Annotated in this window: 10 protein-coding genes; 9 read left to right on the forward strand and 1 reads right to left on the reverse strand. The window is 63.9% G+C overall.

The genetic code is table 11. The features are described from left to right. Window positions 1-39 precede the first annotated feature (39 nt). Both NKI52_RS13835 and NKI52_RS13840 read left to right on the forward strand, forming a co-directional pair. Window positions 40-1197, forward strand: coding sequence for an LLM class flavin-dependent oxidoreductase (locus NKI52_RS13835; RefSeq protein WP_352571375.1), 1158 nt, complete (start codon window positions 40-42; stop codon window positions 1195-1197). Then, a complete protein-coding gene (locus tag NKI52_RS13840) occupies window positions 1197-1679 on the forward strand; it encodes a flavin reductase family protein (protein ID WP_023674185.1) in 483 nt (160 codons plus the stop codon). Before NKI52_RS13835 ends, NKI52_RS13840 begins: the two co-directional genes overlap by 1 nt. Here the strand turns inward: NKI52_RS13840 and NKI52_RS13845 are convergent. Then, entirely contained in the window at window positions 1664-2731 is a 1068-nt protein-coding gene (locus tag NKI52_RS13845; RefSeq protein ID WP_352455781.1) for a LacI family DNA-binding transcriptional regulator, read from the reverse strand. The two genes, NKI52_RS13840 and NKI52_RS13845, sit on opposite strands and share 16 nt — an antisense overlap. A gap of 111 nt (window positions 2732-2842) precedes the next feature. On the opposite strand from NKI52_RS13845, the gene bglB reads away from it, so the two are divergent. From bglB to NKI52_RS13880, 7 genes are all read left to right on the forward strand, one after another. Beyond that, a complete protein-coding gene (gene bglB / locus NKI52_RS13850) occupies window positions 2843-3943 on the forward strand; it encodes a beta-galactosidase BglB (RefSeq protein ID WP_352592475.1) in 1101 nt (366 codons plus the stop codon). Then, a complete protein-coding gene (kduI, locus tag NKI52_RS13855) occupies window positions 3940-4773 on the forward strand; it encodes a 5-dehydro-4-deoxy-D-glucuronate isomerase (RefSeq protein ID WP_051406061.1) in 834 nt (277 codons plus the stop codon). Before bglB ends, kduI begins: the two co-directional genes overlap by 4 nt. Beyond that, complete coding sequence (locus tag NKI52_RS13860) at window positions 4770-7289, forward strand: hypothetical protein (RefSeq protein ID WP_502897752.1); 2520 nt, start codon at window positions 4770-4772, stop codon at window positions 7287-7289. The genes kduI and NKI52_RS13860 overlap by 4 nt, the downstream gene beginning before the upstream one ends. An 88-nt stretch (window positions 7290-7377) precedes the next feature. After that, complete coding sequence (locus NKI52_RS13865; protein ID WP_352592478.1) at window positions 7378-8646, forward strand: ABC transporter substrate-binding protein; 1269 nt, start codon at window positions 7378-7380, stop codon at window positions 8644-8646. Beyond that, window positions 8643-9665, forward strand: coding sequence for a carbohydrate ABC transporter permease (locus tag NKI52_RS13870; RefSeq protein ID WP_502896943.1), 1023 nt, complete (start codon window positions 8643-8645; stop codon window positions 9663-9665). The genes NKI52_RS13865 and NKI52_RS13870 overlap by 4 nt, the downstream gene beginning before the upstream one ends. Then, window positions 9662-10714 carry a carbohydrate ABC transporter permease gene (locus NKI52_RS13875; protein WP_023674192.1) on the forward strand — a complete coding sequence of 351 codons (1053 nt, stop codon included), beginning with the start codon at window positions 9662-9664 and terminating at the stop codon, window positions 10712-10714. The genes NKI52_RS13870 and NKI52_RS13875 overlap by 4 nt, the downstream gene beginning before the upstream one ends. A 7-nt stretch (window positions 10715-10721) precedes the next feature. Continuing rightward, entirely contained in the window at window positions 10722-11810 is a 1089-nt protein-coding gene (locus tag NKI52_RS13880; protein ID WP_023674193.1) for an ABC transporter ATP-binding protein, read from the forward strand. The last annotated feature ends 503 nt before the right edge of the window (window positions 11811-12313 follow it).

Consider the following 12313-nt stretch of genomic DNA (forward strand, 5'->3'; position numbering starts at 1 on the left):
TTTGAAGAATGGCCCGGGCTTCTTTTTTGAAGAGTGGCAATGAGCATCGTCCCAATCACTTCGCCGGATCTCGATGCAGCCGAAGTCTCGTGGTTCGCCGCACTCTGCTCGGACGACTATCGCTATCTCGGTGTGCCGGACGGCGCGTTGCGCTCGAGCTGGGCGCATTGCTCCGAGATCGTGAAGACGTCCGAGGAACTAGGTTTCCGCAACATCCTGTGTCCGTCGTCCTATCAGGTCGGCCAGGACACGCTGAGCTTCGTAGCCGGCTGCGCGCCGATCACCTCGAAGATCAATCTGCTCGCCGCGGTGCGCTGCGGCGAGATGCAGCCGATCATGCTGGCGCGCACGATTGCGACGCTGGATCACATGCTGGAAGGCCGGCTGACGGTGAACATCATTTCGTCTGACTTTCCGGGCGAGACGGCCGACAGCGCCTACCGTTATCAGCGTTCGCGCGAGGTTGTGCAGATCCTGCGCCAGGCCTGGACCAGGGACAGCATCGATTTCGAGGGCGAGGTCTATCGCTACAAAGGACTCTCGACGGCGCCAGCGAAGCCCTATCAGCAAAATGGCGGCCCGCTGCTCTATTTCGGCGGTTATTCGCCCGACGCGCTCGAGCTTTGCGCCGAACAGTGCGATGTCTACCTGATGTGGCCGGAAACCAGGGAGGAACTTGCCGGCCGCATGAAGGCCGTCCACGAACGCGCCGAGCGCCATGGGCGGACGCTCGACTACGGCCTGCGCGTCCACATGATCGTGCGCGATACCGAGGCCGAGGCAAAGGAATATGCCCGGGAGCTGGTTTCGAAGCTGGACGACGAGCAGGGCAGGGCGATCCGCGAGCGCGCGCTCGACGCCCGATCGCTCGGCGTATCGCACCAAGCCAGGAACCGCCAGATCGCCGATGCCGAAGGCTATGTCGAGCCGCATCTGTGGACGGGCGTCGGGCGGGCGCGCTCTGGTTGCGGCGCGGCGCTCGTGGGCTCGGCCGATCAGGTTCTGTCGGAAATCGAGACGTATATGAAGATGGGGATCCGCGCCTTCATCTTTTCCGGCTACCCGCATCTCGACGAGGCGCGTCATTTCGGCACCAAGGTGTTGCCTCAGCTCAAGACATGCTCGCTCCCGCACGCCTATGGCCGGGTGCCGGAACGGATCCCGGCGACACCACTGGGAACGGGGGAGCGCCGCTGATGGAGCATGTCGTGTGCGATCCACGCCTTTTGCGCAATGCCTTCGGGCGCTTCGCCACCGGCGTCACGGTCGTCACCACCGGCACGGCCGACGGCCCGGTCGCAATCACTGCCAACAGCTTCTCATCCGTGTCGCTCGATCCGCCGCTGGTGCTCTGGTCTATCGGCCGCCACTCGCGCCGGTTCGAAGCCTTCGCCAATTCCGCGCACTACGCCATTCACGTGCTGGCGGAAGATCAAATCGATCTGTGCTGGCGTTTTTCGAAGTCGGGGACGGACTTTGCCGATCTTGACCTGTCGTGGAGCGAGCACGGCGTGCCATTGCTGCCGCGCGCACTGGCGCGGTTCGAATGCAGCGTCGCCGACCGCTTCCCGGCTGGCGACCATATGATCCTGCTTGGACGTGTCCTTGAACTGCAGACGCAAGAGGGTTTGCCGCTGCTCTTTGCTGGCGGCAAGTCGCGCGCTCAAGAGGCCAGTTGATGACCGCCGGCGCCGCTTCGGGCTGGTGCCGTCGACTGGCGCACCACGAGATTGCAGGCAAGTTCGACGCGACGCGGCGGCGACCCCGAATGGGCCATATCGTCGAGCAGCAGGCTAAGCGCCGCCGATCCGATCTCGCGCATGGGAATGTGCATCGCCGTCAGCGGCGGGTTGCAGAAGGCAGCGAGCGGCAAGTCGTCCATACCGACCACGGACACATCGCCAGGCACCGAATATCCGGCCTCCTGGACGCCGGCGATGGCACCAAACGCCAAGCTGTCGCCGGCCGTCAGCACGGCGGTGAAATCGAGGCCACGGGCCGCGATGCGCTCGGTCACGGCCCTGCTCGCAAGTTCCGGCAGCCAGTCCTGCACCTCAACCACGAAGTCGTCGAAGCCGGCAATTCCGGCTGTGATCAGCGCGTCGCGCCAACCTTCGTAGCGCCGCTCGATCGTGCGCCGGCCACGCCGCATCAGGAACAGGATGCGGCGGTGGCCGAGGCCGATCAGATGCTGCGCCGCAAGCATGGCGGCAGAGCGATTGCAGGGCGTCACGCTCGAATGGCGCATCGAGGGATCGTCGCCGTTGACGAGCACGATCGGCTTGGCGAATCCGGCTGTCAGCGTCAGCACATCGTCATCGTCCAGCGTCAGAAACAGGCAGCCGGCGACGCTGTCGTCGCGCTCGGATTCACGCAGCAGCGCGATTTCGTCCTCGGGCGCCGAAACCGGCCGGGTCACGAGTTCGACGCCCAGCAACCGGGCGCGCTCGTTGAGTCCATCAAGGACATGGTAGGTGAACTGATTGCGGGCACTGTCCACCATTGCCACGCTGCTTGCGGCCAGGATGACCTTGCGGCCGGCAACCGAGGCGGGAATGGCATAGTTCATCGACTTCGCCGTTTCGATGATCCTGGTGCGAAGCTCGTCCCTCACGCCGCCGACGCCGCTCAGCGCACGGGAGGCGGTGCTGACCGACACGCCGCAACGCGCCGCTATCTCTTCAAGTCGAATGCGGCGGCTGGGGCGGCCGCGCTTGCCCTGGATATTCATCCGCTCCGTCACCTCCGGCAAAGTCATCCGATTAATGCAAAAAATTTTCAGATTGCGCAAGAAAAATGGCTGTGAAACAGTTCCGATGAAGCGGGAGAAACGGGAGGAGTGATGCCGCTATCGGCCGAACGCCTGAATTCCGTGCTTGCCAGCCTTGTGGCCGGCATGACCGGCTTGCGTCATGACGGGCGGTTCCATGAGCCGAATCTCGACGGCACGCCGGGCGACTATGTCAGCTTCGACAGCTGGGAATGGCCGCAAGGCGTCGGGCTCTACGGGCTGATTCGGCTGTGGGCGCAGACCGGCGACGATCGGCTGCTGCAGACGATCGAGGCCTGGTACGACCGACGCATCGCTGCCGGTCTCCCTGCGATGAACGTCAACACCACCGCGCCCCTTTTGGCGCTAAGCGAATTGTGGCGGCGCCGGCGCCAGCCGCGCTTCGAGCCGGTGCTGCGCGAATGGGCCGAGCGGGTGGCCACCGCCTTGCCACGGACGCCCGAAGGCGGTTTCCAGCATGATGTTTCGGACCGGGTCAACGACGACGAATTGTGGGACGACACGCTGTTCATGGTGGCGCTGTTCCTCGCATCCTACGGCCAGGCTGCCGGCCAGCGTCGCTTCGTCGAGGAAGCAGAAAGGCAATTCCTGGTCCACGCCCGTTATCTCGCTGACCCGGCATCAGGGCTGTGGTTTCACGGCTGGACGTTCGCGGGACGGCACAATTTCGCCCGCGCGCGTTGGGCGAGAGGCAATGCCTGGATTACCGTCGGCATCCTGGAACTGGTGGAGTTCGCCGAAATTGCACCTTCGGTCCGGGCCTATCTGCTCGGCGTGCTGGACACGCAGATCAACGCCCTGCTCGAGGTGCAGGCAGGTTCGGGCGCATGGCACACTCTGCTCGACGACCCGACATCTTACGAGGAGATTTCCGCCACGGCCGGCTTCGGCTACGGGTTGATGAAGGCCGCGCGGCTCGGAATCGGCTCGACAGAGTGCCGTGCCGCCGGCCTCCGCGCCTTGGAAGCCGTGGTAGCCAACATCGATGACAAAGGTGTGGTGGCGAACGTGTCCTATGGCACACGCATGGGCGCCGACCTGCAGTTCTATCGCGATATACCCATCCATCCGACGGGCTACGGGCAGGCGCTGGCCATTCTGTGCCTGACCGAAGGGGCGCGTCATCTGCAGTCGAAGGTGGAGGCGGCATGATGCGGACGCTCTATGGCGCGTCGCCGGGCGATATTGCCGGCATGGACACGGACCGGCTGAGGGCCGAGTTCCTCGTCGACGGCTTGTTCCGGCCTGGCGCGATCGAATTCGTCTACACCCATGTCGACCGCATGATCGTCGGTGGCGCGGTGCCGCTGGCCAACCCGCTGGCATTCGGCGACGGGGCCGAAGTCGGCACCCCGCTCTTCTTTGACGCGCGCGAGATGGGCATCGCCAATCTCGGCGGCAATGGCACGGTCGCGGTGGACGGCCGGCGCTTTCACGTGGCTAACCGCGACATCGTCTATGTCGGACGCGGAGCGCGTGAGGTGACGCTGGAGAGCGACGATCCGGAGAGGCCGGCACGCTTCTACATGAACTCGGTGCCGGCTGGCGCCGATATTGCGCACCGTCTCATCGTCAGCAGCGAAGCCAGGCCGCTTGTGCTCGGCGAGGAGGCCCGTGCGAACAGGCGCACGCTGCGTATGTACATCCATCCCGAAGTGGCCCCGTCCTGCCTCTTGCTGATGGGGATCACCGACCTCGCGCCGGGCAGTGTGTGGAACACCATGCCGCCGCATCTGCATGAGCGGCGCATGGAAGCTTATTGCTATTTCGACCTCGCCGAGGCCGACCGTGTAATCCATCTGATGGGCCGGCCAGACAAGACGCGCCACCTGATGGTCGCTGACGGCGACGTCGTCCTGTCGCCTGCCTGGTCTATCCATATGGGTGCCGGCACCGGCCCTTATGCCTTCGTCTGGGGCATGACCGGCGAGAACCAGGCCTACACCGATGTCGATCCAGTTGCCGTGAAGGATTTGCGATGAGCGAGGCCGCGCAAAGCGTTCGGACGGATTTTACGCTGCGCCGGCCGCTCATGGCGGGGCAGCCAATCGTCTATTGGCGGCTCGGGTCTATCGCCGAGCAACGCTACGACGTGGCCGACCAGCCCATGCAAGGCGAGATGGATCCCTTCTTCTTCCTGACCAAGCACAAGAATTTCATTCCCCACGAATATCCGTGCCGCACGCAGTTCGCAGCGGAACGACGCGGCAAGCGACCACAGGTCAGCGCCGAATTCGGCGCCGAGCGCATCTGGCTGCCCTTCGCCTCGCCGCGCATCGACCTATCGGGCTTCTGGTTCCGGCCGACGGTGCTTGGAACCTGGGCCGAGACCACCATCGAGGCTGCCTCGACTAGCGAGGCGCTGGTGCGGCTGCGCACATGCGGCGGCGCCACACTCTTTGCCAATGGCGAGGAAGCCGGCTGGATGGCGCCCTACGGCCGCAATCTGGAAAGTGCCGAGCACTTCAAGATCGCGCTGCGGGCCGGCCGTAACGACATTCGCGTGTGGTTCGACGATCTCGCCGAGCGCGACGCCCGCTACTATTTCCAGCTCGACTATCTGTCCGGTCCGGCTGCTTCGGTGGCATTGCCGATCGAAGTCGAGAGCGGCGTTGCCGATGCGATGGAAGCAGCCCTTGACGACATGCATTTCGACCGTCCCGCCTATGACGGCGGCGAGGTGGCGCTCGTCACCGGCGTGGCCCTGCCGCGCGACGCGCAAGTCGAGATCGAGATCGAAGGCGATTTCATGTCGATCGAGACGCCGGTGCGCTTCGCCTTCGATCTGCCGGCGGGCCAGACGCGGCTGCCGATCGCCGATACCGAGCAGCTGCCGGCCGACTTTCGCCATTTCAAGGTGGCGCTGACGGTCGCAGACCATGCCGTATCGCGTGTCTTCGGCGTCGAGATATGCCACGCGCGCCGTCAGGGCGATGCGCCGGAAACGCTTACCGCGCGGATCGATGAAGCCCTGCGTGAGGTCGCCGGTCACGCCGAGGCCGATACGGTGCGCGCGCTGGCGCGCCTGGCGATCGGGCGGCAGGGCGCCGAGACCGACGCCATGATCTCCGGCACGCTGCCGGCGATCGAGGATTGTCACGATTGCGCCGACTTCATCCTGGTGCCGCTGCTGTGGTGCCGCAAGGCCTATGGCGATCGGCTGGAAGCGAGCCTGCGCGCGCGCGTCGACAACGCCATCCTCGGCTATCGCTACTGGATGGACGAGCCCGGCAATGATGTGCAGTGGTACTTCTCCGAGAACCACGCGCTGCTCTTCCACACCGCCGCCTATATTGCCGGGGGCCTGTTGCCTGATGTGCGGTTCGTGCGGTCGGGCCGCCTTGGCCGCGAACAGTCCGCGGTTGGAGCCGCGCGTGTACGCGCCTGGCTCGACCATTTCGAGGCATGGGAGATGGCCGAGTTCAACTCGGCGCCTTATTTCCCGATCGACCTCAAGGGCCTGTGCGCGCTCTACGCGCTGGCCCCGGACAAGGACATCGCCGAACGTGCCGGCAAGGCAATCATACGCCTGCTTGAAATAGTCGCCCGCTCGGCGCATCGCGGCATCCTCACCGGGGCGCAGGGCCGCTCCTATGAGCACACGCTGCGCGCCGCGCGTTCCCTGGAATTATCCGGCATCTGCCGCATGCTTTGGGGCAAGGGCAACTACGGCATGCGCTTTCACGCGCTGCCGCAGCTGGCACTCTGCCTGCGGGATCACGATTTGAGCGTTCCGGACGGGTTGGCTGCAATTGCTTCCCTCACCGACGATACGGCGTGGGAATGGACTTTTGCGCAGGGACAAGACCGCTTCGCGCGGCTCTACCACTACAAGACGCGCGACCATGCGATGGGCAGCGCCGCTGGCTACCGCTGGAATCAATGGGGTTATCAGGAGACCGTCATTCACGCCCGGCTGGGCAAGAATCCGGATGCGCAGATCTGGATCAACCACCCCGGCGAAGTGCTGCAGTCGGGATATGGCAGACCATCATATTGGGGCGGCTCAGGCACTTTGCCCCGGGTTCACCAATACCGCGACCTCGCCGTCGTCAGCTTCTCCTGCTCGGATGAACAGCCCGACTTCACGCACGCCTGGTTTCCCGCACGTGCCTTCGATGCCGTGCAAGTGGGTGGCGATCGGGCGTTCGCGCAATCGGGCGACGCCTTCGTCATGCTGAAGACGGATGTTCCGCTCACGCAGGTAGTGGCCGGCCCGACGGCCGGCAACGAGTTGCGGGCGGCGGGACGCAGGACGACATGGATCATTCGCCTCGGTGACCGGAATGCCAATCGGCCGGCCCTCGACGCCTGGACTGCCGTTTTTGGGGACCTGTCGGTGCGGTCGGGTCCCGACGGCGAGTTGATCGTCGAGGATCCGGAATACGGCACGGTGCATTTCCTCGCCGACGCAAGGATCGTGGCTGAGGGACGTACACTCGATCCGGCCAACTGGACCGTGCGCGGTGAGGCGATGCGCATGAAGCACAGAGAGTAGGGAGGAGATCGGCTGCGACGCTCAAGAGGAGAGGGCGTAGCAGGCTTGAACCATCGGGGCGCCGCCCCGCTAAAGGAGGAGACGAAGCATGAATAAGACCCGCACTTTGCTGGCCGCGCTATCGGTCAGCCTGCTCGCATCGACCAGCGCGTTTGCCGGCGACGTGCGCATCATGTGGTATTCGGACGGTGTCGAGGGCGATGTCATCCAGGACATTCTGAACCGCTTCATGAAGGACAATCCCGACATCCACGTCACGCTCGACAACGTCGCCTACAAGGTGATCCAGGAGCAGTTGCCCATCCAGCTCGAAGCCGGCCAGGGTCCGGACATCGCCCGCGTCACAAACATCAAGGAGCTTGCCCAGCACTGGCTCGATCTCAGGCCACTGGTGGCCGATCCGAAATATTGGGAGGACAATTTCGCTGACACGCTGGACTGGATGCGCCCCGACGGCTCCAACGCCATCCCGGGTTTCATGACCCAGCTCACGCTCACCGGCGGCTTCGCCAACAAGACGCTGTTCGAACAGGCCGGCGTGCCGCTGCCCGGTGACAAGGCGACCTGGGACGACTGGATCAACGCCGCCGCCGAGGTGGCGAAGAGCCAGCAGCTTCCGGCTGCCTTCGCCATCGACCGTTCCGGTCACCGCATTTCGGGCCCGAATGTCTCCTTCGGAGCGAACTATATCGGCCCCGATGGCATGCCGGCGAAAGTGGACGACGGCACCAAGGCTTTCGTCGGCAGGCTCGTCGACTGGACCGCCAAGGGCCTGATGCTGAAGGATACCTGGGTTTCGGCGGCAGGCTCGACCTATCGCGCGGCCGCCGACGACTTCATCAACGCCCAGATCCCGTTTTATTATTCGGGCAGCTGGCAGGTCGCCAATCTATCGACCAAGATCGGCGATAGTTTCGACTGGGTGGCGACCGGCTCGCCTTGCGGTACCGCAGGCTGTTCGGGCGTGAAGGGCGGCGCGGCGCTGGTCGCCATCAAATACACGAAGAATCCCAAGGACGTCGCCAAGGTCATGGATTATCTAGCCCGTGAAGACGTGGTAAAAGAGTTCAGCGAGCGCACACTGTTTCTGCCCGCGCACAAGGGCGTCGTAGACAAGGGCGGGCTGAAATGGGTCTCGGCCGACAAGAACGTCGGTCCGGCGCTCGACAAGTTCGTCAAGGCGGCGGGTGAAACCCTGCCGGCGGCCGATGCGCTGCCGCCGTGGAAGTGGGCCAACGCTTACTTCGCCGCGCTGGTGACGCGCGTCAGCCAGGTGATGGCCGGCGAGCTCAGCCTCGACGATGCCTGGGGCAGGATCGACCAGGATATCGCCGACAAGGTTGCCGAGGCGAAGTGACCGCCGCCGCGACACTGAAGGCATGGATTGGCGCCGCCCTCGCGGCGCCGGTCGTGTGGCTGGCGTCGATCGTCAACGTGCCGCTGAAGTTCTGGCAGCGAGCGACGGGCACCGGCGGCATGGCCGCGTTCTTCCTCGCCCCAAACATGGCGATCTTCGGCATTTTCGTCCTGGTGCCGATGATCATCAACTTTTTCTATTCGGCCACGTCGGGAACGGCCTACTTCCTGCAGGACCGAACCTATGTTGGGCTCGAGCAATATCAGCGCCTGCTCGATTGCGGCAACTACCTGGACACTGCCACTTGCCACGAGGATCTCTTCTGGAAGGCCGTGCACAATACCGGCCTGTTCGTCGTCGTGCAGGTGGCGCTGATGACGGTCGTGTCGATGGCGACAGCGTTGATCCTCAACCGCGAGATCGTCGGGCGCAGCTTCTGGCGCGCGGTGTTCTTCTTTCCGGTGCTGCTGTCGCCCGTCGTCACCGGCCTGATCTGGCGTTGGATCCTGCAGCGCCAGGGCCTGCTCAACCTGATCGTCCATGATCTGGGCGGCGAGCCGCACAATTGGCTGACAGACCGTTTCTGGGCTTTCACCGCCGCGGTCAGCGTTTCGGTTTGGGCACATATGGGCTTCTATACGCTGATCTTGCTTGCCGGATTGCAGGCGATCCCGCGCGACCTTTACGAAGCGGCCGAGATGGACGGCACGAAGCCGGCGCGGGTGTTCTGGCGCATCACGCTGCCGCTGCTGATGCCGAATCTGCTTGTCGTTATCGTACTGGCGCTGATCCGCGCTGTGCAGATCTTCGACGAAGTCTATGTGCTGACGGGTGGAGGGCCGGGAACCTCGACCCTCTATATCACGCAGTACATCTATGAGATCGGCTTCGCCTCCCTGCTGCGCAACCCGGGGCTGGCTTCGGCGGCTTCGATCCTGATGGGGTTGGTGCTGGTCGTGCTCACCTTGGTTCAGCTGCAGGTCGGACGCCGGGGTGAGCGGAAAGGAGCCCGCGAATGAGCGGCGTGATGACATTCCTGACCCGCCGGCGCGGCGGTCGCGGCTGGCACTGGACGGATATCGTGAGCTGGCTGTGGCTGCTCGGCGGCGTTGTCATCATGTTCGGCCCGGCCGTCTGGCTGGTGGGTTCGTCATTCAAGACGCCGGCACAGCTCGCCGAGTTCCCGCCGACCATAATGCCTTATGTCAGCCAACACGCGAGGGTCGAAGGCTACGACAAGCCGCTGACCCTCTACAGGGTGAAGTTGCCGGATGGTTCGACCAAGGTGCTGGCCGAGGTGCGGCGCATCGGCATCGTGGCGCAAATGGTGGATCCGCAGGCGCCGAACGATATCGTGAAGGTCAACATCGCCGACCGGCAGCCGGTGCGCGAAATCGGCTTCGCGACGGAGAATTACACCGAGCCCTTCGTCCATTTCGACTTCCTGCGCTATCTGCGCAATTCGGTTTTTGTGACGGCAATGGCAACGCTGATCACGCTGCTCACCAATTCGATGGCCGCCTTCGCCTTGTCGAAATACAAGTTCCGCGGTCGCGATCTGACGATGCTTGTGATCGTCGGTACGCTGATGGTGCCGCTGTCGGTCATCCTGGTGCCGCTCTATTCGGTGGTGGGCGCCGTCGGACTGCTCGATTCGCTGTGGGGCGTGATTTTGCCGACCGTGGCGACGCCAACCGGCGTCTTCCTGCTGCGCCAATATATGCTGACCATCCCCGACGAGCTGCTCGATGCGGCGCGCATGGACAACGCTTCCGAATGGCAGATCTACTGGCGCATCGTATTGCCGCTTGCAGCACCGGCGCTCGCCGTGCTGGCGATCTTCTCGGTCGTCTGGCGCTGGAACGACTTTCTGTGGCCGCTGGTGGTGCTGTCGCGCAAGGAACTCTACACACTCCAGGTCGGCCTCAACACCTATGCCGGCCAGCTAAACGTGCAGTGGCACTACATCCTGGCGATGACCGTGGTGACGATGATCCCCGTCGTCCTCGTCTTCGTCTTCCTGCAGCGTTACATCACTTCCGGCATTGCCGGCACCGGGCTGAAGTGAGGATGTCATGGGACGGATAACGCTGACCAACATCGATCGCGCTTACGGCAAGATGAAGATCTTGCACGGCATCAACCTCGACGTCGGTGACGGTGAGATGCTGGTCCTCGTCGGCCCGTCGGGTTGCGGCAAGTCCACGCTGCTGCGGTTGATTGCCGGGCTCGATCGGCCGACCGACGGCAAGGTCGAGATCGACGGGGTCGACGTCACTAACGTTTCGGCCGCGCAACGCGGTCTGGCGATGGTGTTCCAGTCTTACGCGCTCTACCCGCACATGAGCGTGCGCCAGAACCTCGCCTTCGGGCTTGAAAACATTCGTATGCCGAAGGCCGAGATCGACGCGCGGATCACGGAAGCGACGCGCATGCTGGAAATTGCTCCCTATCTAGACCGCCGGCCCGGTCAATTGTCGGGCGGCCAGAAGCAGCGCGTGGCGATCGGCCGTGCGGTGGTGCGCAATCCGACCGCCTTTCTGCTCGATGAACCGCTGTCCAACCTCGATGCCGAACTGCGCATCACCATGCGCGCTGAACTGGCGGGCCTGCACCGGCGGCTGGCAACCACGATGGTCTACGTCACCCATGACCAGATCGAGGCGATGACGCTGGCGGACCGCATCGTGGTCATGCGCTCGGGGCGGATCGAACAGGTCGGCCGGCCGCTCGATCTCTACAACGCGCCGGCCAACCTGTTCGTCGCCGGCTTCATCGGCGCGCCGCGGATGAACCTGCTGCCGGTGAAGGTGCGTTCGGCAAGCGGCGCCGAGGTGCGTGTCGAAGGTCCAGGCGGGCTGTCGGCCTCGATCGCCGCCGACGGGGTCGCGCTGAAACCGGGAGACGACGCGACGCTTGGCATCCGGCCACACGACATCCAACTTTCGAATGGCGGCAAGGGATCGGTGGAAGCGCGGGTAACGCTGGCCGAGGCGTTGGGACCGGAAACAGTTGTCCACGCCACCATTGCCGGCGACAGCAAACTTATCGCCGTTCTCAAGCAGCAGGGCGTTGAATCGCAAGGGCCGCCGATCAACCTCGCTCTGCCGCCGGAGCGCATGCATCTCTTCGATGCCGCCGGGCTGCGTGTCGCACCGCGTTAGCCGGCGGCAAGATAGTGGGTTGCTTTTCATGAACCCTCGCAACTGCGCACAGCGAATGCGTGTTGCGCTTGTCAAAATAGGTGAACGTTAAGACAACCGAACTCTTCAAGAGGGCGCTCTCTGCGATCATTGCTGCCACAGGATGGATCCGGAAACACTTCAAAGTGGATTTTCTCGTGGGCGGTCTTCGGCACTACGGAGATCCGCGCCGGCACGTTCGCGCGCCTGAATCCGGCTGACTGATAATACGACCTGTGCTGAGGTTCAGTACGAACTACCGATCAGGTTCTGTTGTCCGGCTTCGTCATCCAAAGGACCGGGATGCGCCTGATCACGCTTGCGCCATTTGGCATTCTGCTCTTCGCAGGCGCGATGTGGCTGCTGTCTGCTTCGACGAGCGGTAGCGTCTTACCTGTCCGGCTCGTATTCCCAGTGATATGTGTTGATGCATCGATCCGCGTCGCTCCTCGCGCGAGGCCATCGTAAGGGCCCCCGTAGCGGCG

Origin of the sequence: Mesorhizobium sp. M0590, from assembly GCF_040320905.1 — a bacterium.
In the GTDB taxonomy this organism is placed as follows: Bacteria; Pseudomonadota; Alphaproteobacteria; order Rhizobiales; family Rhizobiaceae; genus Mesorhizobium.